At 70.3% G+C, this 14423-nt stretch carries 9 protein-coding genes and 1 pseudogene; 5 read left to right on the forward strand and 5 right to left on the reverse strand.

Features of this window, described 5'->3' with window-relative positions; genetic code table 11:
• Positions 1–118 precede the first annotated feature (118 nt).
• Positions 119–1558, reverse strand: coding sequence for an FAD-dependent oxidoreductase (locus HMPREF2833_RS06960; RefSeq protein WP_083310952.1), 1440 nt, complete (start codon positions 1556–1558; stop codon positions 119–121).
• Positions 1559–1810: 252 nt separating this feature from the next.
• Here HMPREF2833_RS06960 and HMPREF2833_RS06965 point away from each other — a divergent pair, with 252 nt between their 5' ends.
• Entirely contained in the window at positions 1811–3271 is a 1461-nt protein-coding gene (locus HMPREF2833_RS06965) for an NCS2 family permease (protein ID WP_070637100.1), read from the forward strand.
• A gap of 156 nt (positions 3272–3427) precedes the next feature.
• Here the strand turns inward: HMPREF2833_RS06965 and HMPREF2833_RS06970 are convergent, their stop codons facing one another.
• Complete coding sequence (locus HMPREF2833_RS06970) at positions 3428–4357, reverse strand: spermidine synthase (RefSeq protein WP_059281671.1); 930 nt, start codon at positions 4355–4357, stop codon at positions 3428–3430.
• 148 nt (positions 4358–4505) lie between these two features.
• Positions 4506–4805: pseudogene (locus tag HMPREF2833_RS06975) on the reverse strand (MTH1187 family thiamine-binding protein); the annotation flags it as partial.
• Positions 4806–4914: 109 nt separating this feature from the next.
• On the opposite strand from HMPREF2833_RS06975, the gene pta reads away from it, so the two are divergent.
• Entirely contained in the window at positions 4915–7008 is a 2094-nt protein-coding gene (pta, locus tag HMPREF2833_RS06980; protein ID WP_070637103.1) for a phosphate acetyltransferase, read from the forward strand.
• Between the two features lie 42 nt (positions 7009–7050).
• On the opposite strand, the gene cls is transcribed toward pta, so the two are convergent.
• Positions 7051–8523 carry a cardiolipin synthase gene (gene cls / locus HMPREF2833_RS06985; RefSeq protein WP_070637105.1) on the reverse strand — a complete coding sequence of 491 codons (1473 nt, stop codon included), beginning with the start codon at positions 8521–8523 and terminating at the stop codon, positions 7051–7053.
• 232 nt (positions 8524–8755) lie between these two features.
• On the opposite strand from cls, the gene HMPREF2833_RS06990 reads away from it, so the two are divergent.
• A complete protein-coding gene (locus HMPREF2833_RS06990) occupies positions 8756–9988 on the forward strand; it encodes an acetate/propionate family kinase (protein WP_047979030.1) in 1233 nt (410 codons plus the stop codon).
• A gap of 223 nt (positions 9989–10211) precedes the next feature.
• Here HMPREF2833_RS06990 and HMPREF2833_RS06995 read toward each other — a convergent pair whose 3' ends face one another.
• Positions 10212–10715 (reverse strand): phosphoribosyltransferase, encoded by a 504-nt coding sequence (locus HMPREF2833_RS06995; protein ID WP_039101528.1) that lies wholly within the window; start codon positions 10713–10715, stop codon positions 10212–10214.
• Positions 10716–10814: 99 nt separating this feature from the next.
• Between HMPREF2833_RS06995 and HMPREF2833_RS07000 the strand changes: the two genes are divergently transcribed.
• Positions 10815–12377 carry a nucleobase:cation symporter-2 family protein gene (locus HMPREF2833_RS07000; protein ID WP_059281667.1) on the forward strand — a complete coding sequence of 521 codons (1563 nt, stop codon included), beginning with the start codon at positions 10815–10817 and terminating at the stop codon, positions 12375–12377.
• 108 nt (positions 12378–12485) lie between these two features.
• On the forward strand, positions 12486–14312 hold the full coding sequence (locus tag HMPREF2833_RS07005; protein WP_070637107.1) for an SGNH/GDSL hydrolase family protein: 1827 nt from the start codon (positions 12486–12488) through the stop codon (positions 14310–14312).
• The last annotated feature ends 111 nt before the right edge of the window (positions 14313–14423 follow it).

Below are 14423 nucleotides of genomic sequence, written 5' to 3' on the forward strand. Positions count from 1 at the left end.
TGGCGGCGTCGTTCCCCCAGCAGCACCCGCGCGCCCCGACGCCGCGGGGCGGGGCGGGAAGCCCGGGCGCACCCGGTGTTTCCCGCCCCGCCCCGTGGACGATGCGTGAGGGGCGGGCCTACTGGCCCGCGCCGTTGCGGGAGACGGAGATCATCTCGTCCCGCTCCACCACCTTGACGCGCTCGCGGGGGTTGCCCTCGGCGTCGTGCGAGGACTGGCCGAGGCTCTGCTCGTACTCGTCCAGGGCGAGCCAGCCGTCCCACGTGGTGTACTGCACGTCCTTGGACTCGAGCAGCTCCACCACGGCCTGGGGGTCCGGGTTGTCCGGATCGGCCAGGGAGGCACGGTCCGCCACGAGATGGGTCACGGTCTCCAGGGCGTCGGACTTGGTGGCGCCGATCAGCCCCACGGGTCCGCGCTTGATCCAGCCGGTGGCGTAGACGCCGGGGACCGGGGTGCCGTCCGCCTCAACCACGCGGCCCTCCTCGTTGAGGATGACCCCGCGCTCGGGGTCGAAGGGCAGCTCGGGCAGGGGGGAGCCCAGGTAGCCGATCGCGTGGTAGACGGCCTGCACCGGGTACTCGGTGTACTCGCCCGTGCCGGTCACGGAGGCGTCCCCGTTGAGGCGCGTGCGCTCCATGCGGATGGCACGGACCTTGCCGTCCTCGTCCCCGAGGATCTCGTCCGGGGTCTGCAGGAAGTGCAGGTGCAGCCGGCGGGACGCGGTCTTGGGGGTCTCGTCCTCACGCCACTTCTGCAGCGTCTTCATCATGACCTTGGTCTGGTTGTTCTCGGTGATGGCCTTCTCGGAGGCCTCGTCGAACTGGAAGTCCTCGTCGTAGACCACGATGTCCACGTCCCGGGACTTGGCCAGCTCACGCAGCTCCAGGGGGGTGAACTTGATCTGGGCGGGGCCGCGGCGGCCGAAGATGTGCACGTCCGTGACCGGGGACTGCTTCAGCCCCTGGTACACGTTGCCCGGGATCTCCGTGACCAGCATGTCGTCCGCGTGCTTGGAGAGCACCCGCGCCACGTCCAGCGCCACGTTGCCGTTGCCGATCACCGCGATCTCCTTGGCCTCCAGCGGCCACGTGCGCGGGTAGTCCGGGTGGCCGTCGTACCAGGCCACGAAGCGGGCCGCGCCGTAGGAGCCGTCCAGGTCCGCGCCGGGGATCTCCAGCGGGGCGTCGTTGACGGCACCGGTCGCGAAGATGACGGCATCGTAGTGGGTGAGGAACTCGCCCAGAGTGATGTCCCGGCCGTACTCCACGTTGCCGAAGAACCGGATGTCCCCGCGGCCCAGGATGGAGCGCAGCGCCGTGATGATCCCCTTGATGCGCGGGTGGTCCGGGGCCACGCCGTAGCGGATGAGACCGAACGGGGTGGGGTAGCGGTCGAACAGGTCCACGCTGACCTCGAGCTCGCCCTCGCGGACCGCCTCGGTCTTGGTGAGCATGTCCGCGGCGTAGATCCCGGCCGGGCCGGCGCCGATCACGGCCACGCGCAGCGGGCGGGAGGTGGGGGTTGTCACGGTGGTGATTCCTTTCGACGCGCACACGGATCCCGCGTGCAGACAGGGACTGGGATCAACGGTAGTGAACTCAGGTCAGTCCTGCCTAACCACGCGGCCGGCTGCGGAGGCGGAGCGGCAGCCCCGGATCCTGGCACCACCGGCCCTCCTGCCCCACCGGACTGGGGACCGTGGCGGGCGCTGCGGCACGGTGCGCGGGCGGCGTCGTCGTAGTATTTCTACACAAACACCCCCACCCGTCCCGTTCGGCGCGGCCAGCGCCCACCCGTGAGGATCTGCATGTCGTCTTCCACCCCGCCCGCTCAGCGCAGCGAGCCCCGAGGCGGGCTGGACCGCTTCTTCTCCATCACGCAGCGTGGCTCCACCGTGGGCCGCGAGGTCCGCGGCGGCGTGGCCACGTTCATCGCCATGAGCTACATCGTGGTGCTCAACCCGCTGGTGCTCGGCTACGGCCCGGACGGCGCCGGGAACACCCTGGGCGGCGAGCGCGTGGCCGCCATGACCGCGCTGGTGGCCGGCGTGCTGACCATCCTCATGGGTGTGTGGGCCAGGTCCCCGTTCGGCATGGCCGCCGGGCTGGGCGTGAACGCGTTCCTGGCCGTCACGATCGCCACGAACCCCGGGCTCACGTGGCCGCAGGTGATGGGTCTGGTGATCTGGGCCGGCGTGATCATGGTGGTCCTGGTGGTCACCGGGTTCCGCACAGCGGTGTTCAACGCGGTGCCGGACTCCCTCAAGACCGCGATCGTGGTGGGCATCGGGCTGTTCATCGCGCTGATCGGGTTCGTGAACGCCGGCTTCGTGCGCCGCATCCCGGACGCCGCCCACACCACCGTTCCGGTGCAGCTGGGCACCGGCGGTGAGCTCTTCGGCTGGCCCACCCTCACGTTCGTGGTGGGCCTGCTGCTGACCGTCGCGCTGATGGTGCGCAACGTCAGGGGCGGGATCCTGATCTCGGTGGTGCTCACCACCGTCCTGGCGCACGTGCTGGAGGCGGTCTCCCCCAGCGGCTCCTCCGTGGACAACCCGCACGGCTGGTCGCTCGTGGTGCCGTCCTCCCCGGAGGCGCTGTTCGCGGTTCCGGACCTGTCCCTGCTGGGCTCCGCCGCGCCCATCGACGCCTTCCGCGAGCTCGGCGGGATCGCGTGCGCCCTGCTGATCTTCACCATCCTGCTGTCCATCTTCTTCGACGCCATGGGCACCATGGTGGGGCTGTCCCGCCAGGCCGGGCTCGAGGACGCGGACGGTCAGATCGAGAACGTGGACCGTGTGCTCCTCGTGGACGCCCTCGGTGCCGTGGCCGGCGGCGCGGGCTCCGTGTCCTCCAACCAGATCTTCGTGGAGTCCTCCACGGGCATCGCAGACGGCGCCCGCACCGGCCTGGCCAACGTGGTCACCGGCGTGCTGTTCCTCGCCGCCATGTTCCTCACCCCGCTGGTCAACGTGGTCCCCTTCGAGGCCGTGGCCCCCGCCATGGTGGTGGTCGGCTTCCTCATGGCCCGCAACGTGGTGGCCATCGACTGGGCGGACCTGGGCGTCGCGATCCCCGCGTTCCTCACGTTCGCGGTCATGCCGTTCACGTACTCGATCGCCAACGGCATCGGCGCGGGCTTCGTCTCCTACGTGTTCATCCGCCTGGTGCAGGGCCGCGCCAAGGACGTCCACCCGCTCATGTACGTGGTGGCACTCGCGTTCGTGGCGTTCTTCGGCATCGGCGTGATCGAGGGCTGGGCGAGCTGATCCACTTCTCCTGACGACGACGCCGCCCGTCGCCTCCCACGGGGCCGTTCCCGTGAAGCGCGGGCGGCGTGCTGCACGCTCGATTGCCCCGCATGCCGTGCTCGGCGACCTTCCGTGCGACGCGCGGACACCTCCCACGTATCGCCGCCCCGCCCGTCAGGCCGCGTCCGGCCCCTCGGGGACCGGGTCCGCTGGCTTGTCGAGCCACGGCCGGGTGTCCGCCGCGAGCTCACGGCACCACGCGGTGTCCTTGTACTGGGCCGGCAGGGAGCCGCCGAGCAGCTCACGACCCAGCGCGGCGGCGTCGGCGGACCCGGCTGCGGGCAGGGGTGCGTGCGAGGCGGCCAGCACCACGTTGCCGTAGCGGCGGCCCTTGAGCATGGGGGCGTCCGCGACCGCGGCCACGTGCTCGAAGATCTCCAGCAGCGCCGCGATCTCCGCCCGGGTGCCCTTGAGATTGCGGGTGTCCCCCACGTTCAGCAGGTACAGCCCGTCCGGCGCGAGCACACGGTCCACGTGGCGCGCGAACTCGAGCGTGCGCAGGTGGCCCGGGGTCTGCTCCCCGGCGAAGACGTCCCGGATCACGATGTCCCGCGAGGCCTCGCTGAGGGACTCCGTGACCGCCCGCGCCTCCCCCGGGCGGATCCGCAGCAGCGGCGCGCGCGGCAGGTCCAGCCACTCGCGCACCAGGGTGGCCAGGGCGGCGTCGAGCTCCACGACCACCTGGCGCGCCTGCGGGTAGCGCCACGCGAGGTAGCGCGCCATCGAGCACGCGCCGCCGCCCAGGTGCAGCACGCGCAGCGTGGTGGGATCCAGGTGCGAGGACACGTGGTCCTCGAGCACCGTGGAGAACCAGCGCATGTACTCGAACTCCAGCTGGTCCGGGCGGTCCGGGACGATGTGCGAGGACGGCACCCCGTTCACCCGCAGCACCCACGCGCCGGGCACGTACGTGTCCTGCTGCAGCTCCACGGTGCCGGTGTCCGTGACCCAGGTGCGCTCCACGAGCCCCGGCGCGTCCGACGACGCCGCGGCGCCGGATTCCGCGCGACCGGCCCGTTTGGTGCTCTTGCTCTTCCTGCTCACGAGGTGCGCGGGGCCGTCACTTCCGACCGACGGCGTCGGAGCTCGTGGTGCCCTCCGGGCCGGCGGTGCCCTCTGATGCGGCGGATCCGTTCGAGCCGGTGGCACCCGAGGTGATGCCGCGGCGCTCCTGCGAACGGCCCAGCTCGTGGCGGGACAGCGCGGACTCCAGCCGCTCCAGCTTGCCCGTCAGCTCGCCGGTGTGGCCCGGGCGGATGTCCGCCTTGAGCACCAGGGACACGCGCGGACCGTACTCGGCGACCGCGGCGGTGGCCTCCTTGACCACGGCCATGCACTCGTCCCACTCACCCTCGATGGTGGTGAACATGGAGTCGGTGCGGTTGGGCAGCCCGGACTCGCGCACCACGTGGACGGCGGCGGCCACGGCGTCGTGGACGGAGGCATCGGGATTGTCCCCACCGCTGGGGGAGACGGAGAAGGCGACCAGCATGTGACCAGTGTGGCACCGATCCCCGGTGTGCGTTACCCCTCACCCCCGGCCGTGTGGGGAGTCCATAGACTTGGAGGCACAGCCGGACGCTACCGAGGGAGCACGTTCCATGACGCAGGGCATCTACATCTCCGCGATGACGCCGCAGAGCGGCAAGACGCTGGTGGCACTGGGGCTCACGGACACCATGTTCAAGCGCACGGACGCCCTGGGCTTCTTCCGCCCGGTGTTCGACGGCACCTCCCCCGAGGAGGATCCGGTGCTGCAGCTCATGAAGCGCACCTTCGACCTCCCGGACTCCCGGTGCCGGGGGGCGGTTTCCCTGGAGCGCTGCCGCGAGATCCTCGCCTCCGGTGAGCACGACGAGCTCGACTCCGCCGCCGTGGCCGTGTACTCCGAGATGGCACGGGAGTGCGACGTGATCGTGGTGGACGGCACCGACCTGGTGGCCCACAACGCCGCCACCGCGGAGTTCGACCTCAACGCCCGCCTGGCCAACGACATGGGCTGCTCCGTGGCCGCCGTGATCGGCGCCCACGAGTCCGAGCGGGTCAAGGACGTGCTCAACGCCGTGGACGTGACCCGCACCGAGCTGCGCCAGGCCGGTTGCGACATCTACGCCGTGATCGTCAACCGCGCGGACCCGGAGCACGCGGAGCAGATCCGCCGCGAGGCCAAGCCCGGCAACCACAACCTCCCGGCGTACGTGATCCCGGAGCTGCCTGCGATCTCCAACCCCACCGTGGCCGAGCTCGTGGACGCCCAGGGCTACGGCACGGACTTCAACTCCTCGTCCCTGGACCGCGACATCAAGGCCGTGAAGGTGGCCGCGATGACCGCGGGCAACTTCCTGGACCAGATCGCGGACGGGGACCTGGTGATCACCCCCGGGGACCGGACGGACGTGGTCTCGGCAACCCTGGCGTCGTCGTTGGCGCCCACGCTGCCGGTGCCCGCCGGGATGCTCCTGACCGGGGGCTTCCGGCCCTCCGGCGCGGTGGGTTCGCTGCTGAGCGCGGCCCCGTTCCCCGTGCTGACCACCGAACGGGACACGTTCACCACCGCGCAGGCCGTGGCGGCCACGCGCGGCACCCTGGCCGGCGCGCACTCCCGCAAGATCGCCGCCGCGCGCGGCGCGTGGGCGGAGCACGTGGACAGCGAGGAGCTCTCCGGCCGCCTGACCCTGCCGCGCCCCGTCAAGCGCACGCCGCTGCGCTTCCTGCACGAGCTCGTGGAGTCCGCGCGTGCGGACCGCAAGCGGATCGTACTGCCCGAGGGGGACGACCCCCGCATCCTGCGCGCTGCGGAGCTGATCCACCGCCGCAACTTCTGCGACCTCACGGTGCTCGGCGATCCCGAGGCCGTCCGCGCGCTCGCGCAGTCCGAGGGCATCGAGTTGGACTTCGACGCCGAGGGCCTGGACCTGGTGGACTTCCAGCACGACGACGCCCTGCGGAACAAGTATGCGGACGAGTACGTGCGGCTGCGCTCCCACAAGGGCGTGAGCAAGGACCAGGCGCTCGAGCGCATGCTGGACGGCTCCTACTTCGGCACCATGATGGTGCAGCTGGGGGACGTGGACGGCATGGTCTCCGGGGCGGCCCACACCACCGCCAACACCATCCGCCCGGCCCTGGAGTTCGTGAAGACCCGCGAGGGCGTGAACATCGTCTCCTCGGTGTTCTTCATGCTGCTCGCGGACCGCGTGCTGGTCTACGGCGACTGCGCCGTGAACCCCAACCCGGACGAGCAGCAGCTCGCGGACATCGCCCTGGCCTCCGCCCAGACGGCGCGCGAGTTCGGCGTGGACCCCCGCGTGGCCATGCTCTCCTACTCCACCGGCGGCTCGGGCTCCGGTGAGGACGTGGAGCGAGTGCGCGCCGCCACCGAGCTCGTGCGCGCCGCGGACCCGGACTTCGAGGTGGAGGGCCCCATCCAGTACGACGCCGCCGTGGACGCCTCGATCGCCAAGTCCAAGCTCCCGGGCTCGCACGTGGCGGGACAGGCCACGGTGTTCGTGTTCCCGGACCTGAACACCGGCAACAACACCTACAAGGCCGTGCAGCAGTCCGCGGGCGCGGTGGCTGTGGGTCCCGTGCTGCAGGGGCTCCGCAAGCCCGTGAACGACCTCTCGCGCGGCTGCACCGTGGACGACATCGTCAACACGGTGGCCATCACCGCGATCCAGGCGCAGACGCTCTGAGGAGGCCGCCCCCGGGAGAACCGGGGGCGGCGTCGCCCGCCCTCACATCAGGGCGGAGGTGAGCCGGAAGACGCTGTTGAGGTAGCGCTCCCCCACAGAGCGGCCCTTCCACTTCTCGGCGGTGAGCACCGTGGAGGCGTCCCGGTACTGCTGGGCGAGGTCCTGCAGGCTGCCCACCATGTCCCCGCCGAACGCGAGCAGGCTGATCTCGTAGTTCAGACCCATCGACCGCATGTCCATGTTGGAGGAGCCCATCACGGACATCTCCTGGTCCACCACCATGAACTTGGTGTGCAGCACCTCGGGGCTGCGGTACTGGTAGATGATCACACCCGCGTCCAGCAGGGCCTCGTAGTAGGACGCCTGGGCGTGGCCCACCATGAACTGGTCCGCCTTCTCACTGGTGAACAGCTCCACGCGCACACCGCGGTACGCGGCCGTGGTGACCGAGGCCAGCAGGGACTCGTCCGGGATGAAGTACGGGCTGCACAGCACCAGGCTCTCCAGGGCGGCGTCGGCCATGCTCGCGAAGAGCCGCTCGTTGGGACGCGTCTCGAAGCCAGGCCCCGAGGGCAGCAGCTGCATGTAGTTGCCCGGGCCGTCCGGGCCGGTCACCGGAACCGGGGCGTGCGTGGGGACGAACGTGTCCGCCATGAGCTGCTCGTTGGTCTCGCTGTACCAGTCCACCGCGAAGACCGCCTCGATCTCCTCGGTGATCTCCCCCGTCAGGCGGACCATGATGTCCACCCAGCGGCGCCCGATCTTCATGTTCTTCTTCGAGAGGTAGCTGGAGTCGATCATGTTCTGGCTGCCCATGAACGCCACGTTGCCGTCCACCACCACGAGCTTGCGGTGGTTGCGCAGGTCCGGGCGGCGCAGCTCGCCGCGCCACGGCCGCAGCGGCATCATGAGGCGCCACTGGAACCCGGCGGCGTCGAACCGCTTGCCCAGCTTGCGGTACCCGGGGTACTTGCGGGACCCCAGCTGGTCCAGCAGCACACGGACGACGACGCCGCGGCGCACCGCCCGCTCGAGCGCCTCGAAGAACGGGGCCGTGGTCTGGTCCCACGCCATGATGTAGACCTCCACGTGGACGTAGTCCTGCGCGGCGTCCACGGCGTCCACCAGGGACGCGATCACAGCGTGCTCCTCCGTGAGCAGCTCCACGTGGGTGCCCGTGACGCACGGCAGACCCGTGAGCCGCCGGTTCATGTGGGTGAAGGACTCGAGCCACCGCGGGGGCTCTGCACCCTCGGGCAGGTCCGGGTACTGCTCCAGACCCTCCGTGAGGCTCTTGTTGGCCTCCTCCTGGATGCGCATCCGCCGCCCTCGCACGTAGGGGCTGCCCAGCATGAGGAACAGCGGCAGGCCCACCACGGGCAGCACCAGGATGATCATGAGCCACGCTGTGGAGGAGGACGGCCGCCGGTTCTCGGGGACCACACCGATGGCGATGATCTTGATGCTGTAGTCGATGATCAGGTAGACGGTGGTTGCGAGGACGGTCCAGTCCATGGGTGCTCCGTTGCAGCGGGGGACACGTGTTTCCCCATGGTAGGGCCCCGGCCTGTCACCGGGCTGGCCCCGGCCTGTCACTGGGCTGTCACCGGTCTGTCACCGGGGCGTCCGGGCCCGGATGCCCCGCAGGTGGCGGGCCGCGCGGGATTGCCCCTGGCCGCTCGGAGACCCGCCTCCCGTGAGATCATGGGAGGAGCCCATCCGCCCGCCGATCCCGAAGGATCCTGCCATGCTCGTGCTCGTCGTCAACTGCGGCTCCTCCTCCATCAAGTACCAGGTGCGGGAGGTCACTCCGGAGGGTTCCGAGCCCAGCGCCTACACGTCCTCCATGCCCGCGATCAACGAGAACGTGCCCCTGGCCACCGCCACCGCGGGCATGGCCGGTGGTGAGGTGATCACCAAGGGGCTGATCGAGAACATCGGCACCTCGGACGTCAAGGACCACACGCAGGCCCTGGAGATCCTCGCGCAGCGCCTGGACGAGGAGCTCGGCGGGCGCACGATCGACGCCGCGGGGCACCGTGTGGTGCACGGCGGTGAGCGGTTCTCGGCCCCCGTGCTGGTGAACAACGAGATCATCCGCGCCATCGAGCGGCTCGCTCCCCTGGCCCCGCTGCACAACCCCGCCCACGCGCTGGGGCTGCGAGCCATCCAGAAAACCTACCCGGGCATGCCCCAGGTGTGCGTGTTCGACACCGCCTTCCACCGTTCCATGCCCGAGAAGGCGTGGCGCTACGCGATCCCCGACAGCTGGTACGAGATGGACGGGATGCGCCGCTACGGCTTCCACGGCACCTCCCACGACTACGTGACGGGCAAGGCGTGCGAGTTCCTGGGCATCCCGCGCGAGCAGTTCAACGCCGTGGTGGCCCACCTGGGCAACGGTGCCTCCGCCACCGCGATCCGCGAGGGCAGGTCCTTCGACACCTCCATGGGCTACACACCGCTCGCGGGCCTGGTCATGGGCACCCGCAGCGGTGACCTGGACCCCTCCGTGGTCACGGCCATGCTGGAGCGCAATCCCGAGATGAGCGCCAAGGAGATGAACCAGATCCTCAACGGGGAGTCCGGGCTGCAGGGCATCTGCGGGGACTCGGACATGCGCGTGGTGGAGCAGCGCGCGGAGTCCGGGGACGAACGGGCGCAGCTGGCACTGGAGATGGCCGCGTACCGGCTGTCCAAGTACATCGGCGGCTACCACGTGGCGGTGGGCGGAGCACAGGCCCTCATCTTCACCGCGGGCATCGGGGAGAACTCCCCCGAGTTCCGGACCCTCGTGTGCGATCAGCTGGGCGCGCTCGGCATCGCCCTGGACCCCGCGCTCAACGAGCACCCCGAGGGGGACGTGGCCCGGATCAGCGCCCCCGGCTCGGCCATCGAGGTCCTGGTGGCCGCCACGGACGAGGAGCGCGCCATTGCGGAGGCCACCGCAGCACTGGTGCAGGAGCGCGTGAAGCACTGACCCACTGCCGGCCGGCCCCGGTTGCCGCTCCTGCTCCCGTTCCGGTCTTAAGTGCAGATATTGCCGCCTACCAGGCAGTAGACGGCAATATCTGCACTCAAGACTCAGGAAGCACGGTGGGCGGCAAGCTGCTCCCCCACGGGCGCGGCACCACGGACCCGGGCAAACCGCGGGCCGGAGGCGCCCCGGGCGGCTGCACCTCAGCCAGGTCCAGCGGTCCGGATCAGCGGGACTTGGTGACCGGCTCCTGCGCGGACCACGGGAAGACGATCCACTCGTCCGTGGACTTCCAGGAGAAGTCGGGGCGGACCTCGGAGCGGGGCTTCTCGTAGATCACCGCGGAGCGGCACTCGGCGCCGTAGCCGCGCAGCAGCTCGAGAACGAGGGCCAGGGTGCGCCCGGAGTCCACGACGTCGTCCACCACCAGGACCTTCTTGTCGCTGATGGACTCGGTGTCCAGCATGGGGGCGAGCAGCACCGGGTCCGGCAGGGTCTCGTGCACGTCCGTGTAGAACTCGACGTTCACGGCGTCCGAAAGCTTCACGCCCATGGCGTAGGAGAGGGACCCTGCGGGCAGCAGGCCGCCCCGAGCCACCGCGATGATGATGTCGGGGACGAATTCCGAGTCCACGATCTGCTGGGCGAGTTCGCGGGTGGCGCTCCCGAACCCTTCCCAGGTGAGAATTTCCTTGTTGTCCAGTTCGGTGGAATCCGCGTGAAAGGCCATTCCCGTAGATTAGTCGGTTTTCCCCGGCGAGCACTGCACATGGCCCGTCCCACCTACACTTCTTGAGGCCACCTCCACTCCGTTTGATCGAGGATCCTCATGTCCAGCAGCGCAGCACCCGCCCCCACCGCGGAACGGGCCACCCGCCCCGAGGACGAACGACTGGGTGCCGGGCGCACCGTGGTCTACGCCGTCCAGCACATCCTCACCATGTACGGCGGGCTCATCGCCGTGCCGCTCGTGGTGGCCGGAGCCGCGGGGTACGACGCCGCCACGACCGCCCTGCTCGTGGCCGCCGCTCTGTTCGTGGGCGGGTTCGCCACGTTCCTGCAGGCGTGGGGGCTGCCGCGGATCGGCTGCCAGCTGCCGCTCGTTCAGGGGGTGTCCTTCACCGGGATCGCCACCATGCTGTCCGTGCTGGCCACGGGCGGTGGCATGCAGTCCGTGATGGGCTCCATCATGGTGGCCTCCGTGTTCGGGTTCCTGATGGCCCCGTTCTTCGCGCGCGTGCTGCGGTTCTTCCCGCCCGTGGTCACGGGGTCGATCATCACGACGATCGGCATCACCCTGGTGCCCGTAGCGGCGTCGTGGTCCATGGGCGGGGACGAGAAGGCGCCCGGGTACGGCTCGCTGGCGAACATCGCCCTGGCGGGGGTCACGCTGCTCGCGGTGCTGCTGCTGTCCAAGTTCGGCGGCGCGGTGCTGTCCCGGCTGGCCATCCTGGTGGCGATCGTCGTCGGCACCGTGGTGGCGTGGGCCGTGGGCATGGCGGACTTCTCGCAGGTGGGGCAGGGCCCGTGGTTCGCGCTGCCCTCGCCGTTCCACTTCGGCCCGCCCACGTTCCACATGGCGGCGATCGTGGCCATGTGCATCGTGATCCTGGTGAACATGGCGGAGACCACCGCGGACATCCTGGCCCTGTCCGAGGTCACGGGATCGCGCATCGACTCCGCGCGCATCGCGGACGGGCTGCGCGCGGATATGCTCTCCTCCGCCGTGGCGCCCGTGTTCAACTCCTTCACCCAGACCGCGTTCGTGCAGAACGTGGGCCTGGTGGCGATCACCAAGGTCAAGAGCCGCTACGTGGTGGCACTGGGCGGCGTGTTCATGGTGCTGCTGGGCATGCTCCCGGTGCTCGGCCAGGTGATCGCGGCGATCCCGCTGCCGGTGATGGGCGGCGCGGGCTTCGTGCTGTTCGGCACCGTGATGTCCTCGGGCATCCGCACCCTGGCGCGCGTGGACTACCGCGGCGGCATGAACCTGATCATCGTGGCGGTCTCCCTGTCCTTCGGGATGGTGCCGATCGTGGCCCCGGACTTCTACGCCGCGTTCCCGGCGTGGGTGGGCATCATCTTCTCCTCCGGCATCTCCTCCGCCGCGGTGGCCGCCCTGGTGATGAACTTCTTCTTCAACGAGCTCAGCGTGCACAAGCGCACCACGGAGGCCATGGGCATGGGCACCGTGGGACTGCGTGTGCTCTCCCCACGGGAGGCCGGCGCCCTGCAGGACGGCGACCAGTTCGTGGACGGCCGCCTGCTGGACGCCCACGGGCGGGAGATCCCGTTCGCGTCCTCCCAGGAGCAGTACGAGTCGGTGCGCGAACGCATCAACGCGGGTGAGCTCACCTCGCTGGACGAGATCCGCCGCGCGGTCGTCGAGTAGCATGTGAACCGGCCCAGCGCATTCGCGTTCGCACAGGGATCGGGCTGACTCCCTGCGGCCGTCCGTTCCGGGCCACGGTCCCCCGCTGCTTTCCTCAGAGGCTCTCCTGTGCACCCCTCGTTCCTCCGCCGTTGCCCCCTGCGCGCACTTGTCACTCTCGTCCTGTCGCTCGTCCTGGCCCTGGGCGCCACCACGGCGTTCCTGCCGAGCGCCCACGCCGACGACGCTCCCCCGCTCAACGGCGCCATCGGCGCCATCGGCGCCTACTACACCGCGCACCCCGAGCTCCGCACCGCCATCGGCGAGCCCGTGGAACGGGAGAAGTGCGGGTACCCCTCCAGCGGTTGCGTCCAGCGGTTCGAGCGCGGCGCCCTGACCTACACCCCGCGCACCAGCGTCTCCGTGGTGCGTGGCGGCATGTACTCCGCGTGGTCCCGTAACATCCAGGGCTTCGGTCTGCCGCTGGTCAACGAGGCCACGGACGTGAGCGGAGTGGCATCCCAGCGGTTCACGAACGCCACACTGGTGTGGAGCCCCGCAACCGGCACCCACCCGGTGCGCGGCGGCATGCGCACCGCGTACACCGCAGCCGGCGGCCCCGCCAACGCGGGAGCGCCCAGCGGCCCCGAGCACCCCGTGGCGGGAGGGGCCGCGCAGGACTTCCTCATCCCCTCCACCGGTTCTCGCTACACGTTCACGTGGCACGCCAAGAGTGGGAGCACGCAGACGGTGCGTGGCGGCATCCGCGCCGGCTGGGCCACCGACAAGCGCACGGGCGCGGCGGTGACCCCTGAACGGGGCGGCCTGGAGCGCGGCGGGGCCTACCAGATGTTCCACGCGGGCCGGGCGTACTGGTCCCCGAAGACCGGCGGACACACCGTCAAGGGCGCCATCCTCAGCGCGTGGCAGCGTTCCGGGTACGAGCGCGGCCTCGGGTACCCCATGTCCCAGGAGTACGCCGTCTCCGGCGGCGTGGAGCAGCGCTTCGAACGCGGCACCATGCGGTACTCCACTGCCACCCGGAAGGTCACGACCACCCGGTTCAGCACACCCCCTCCCCGCCCGTCGGACACCTCAGCGTTCGACGCCACCGCCACGAAGCACGGGCTGGGAGCCCCCGCCGGAGGAAAGATCTCCGTGGCCGGCATCTCCGCCAGGCGCTACGCGAACGGGACGGTCTACCACTCGGCCACCTACGGCTACGTCCCGGCGTCCAAGAGCGTGGCCGCCGTGTGGGAGCGCAACACCGCGCTCCACGGACTGCCCCGGGCGGCGTCGGGAACGGGTGGCGCGGTGCGCACGACGTTCCAGAAGGACTCCCTGGTGTGGGACGCCTCCCGGGCGAAGGTCATGCGCGCCGACCTCACCCTGGGAGCCGAGGACGCCCTGGTGATCGGGGACTCCCAGGTGGCGGAGAGCTCGTGGGTGGGGCGCGGGATCGCCGCCAACGGCTACGACCAGACCGTCTACCGCATGGGCGGCATCGGGTACGTGGCCAACAACCAGGGCAACAACTACGGCTCCTACGGCATGGGCGTGCTGGACAACCACTGGGCCCTGCCTAAGGGCGCTCCCGGCATGATCTTCGTGGGCGGCTCCGGCAACGACCGCGGCGCCAGCTCCGCGACCATCACGTCCCGCTCCACCGCCGTGGTCCGGGAGCTGCAGCGCATGTACCCCACGTCCACGATCGTGGTGGGCGGCGTCATCTCCCGCTCCGACGTCTTCTACGCCGACCGTCAGCGGGTCGAGGAGGCGCTGCGGGTCACCGCCCGTCAGACCGGGGCGCGCTTCATCCCGATGCGCGGCTGGATCGACACCTACAACGCCCGCGGATACATGTACGACCAGTACCACTTCAACGAGGCCGGGCAGATCCACATGGGGAAGGTCTTTGCGCCCAAGCTGCAGCAGGCCCTCGCGCAGGGTTCCTGAGTCCACCCGGCCCGGTGACGTCCACCCACCGGGCCCGACGCCGCCCGCCCACTTCCGCGCCAGCACACCCGCGCGGGCTGCCACCTCCGCCTGCTCTGGGGGCTGCTGCAT

The organism is Kocuria sp. HMSC066H03, from assembly GCF_001812045.1.
In the GTDB taxonomy this organism is placed as follows: domain Bacteria; phylum Actinomycetota; class Actinomycetes; order Actinomycetales; family Micrococcaceae; genus Kocuria; species Kocuria rhizophila.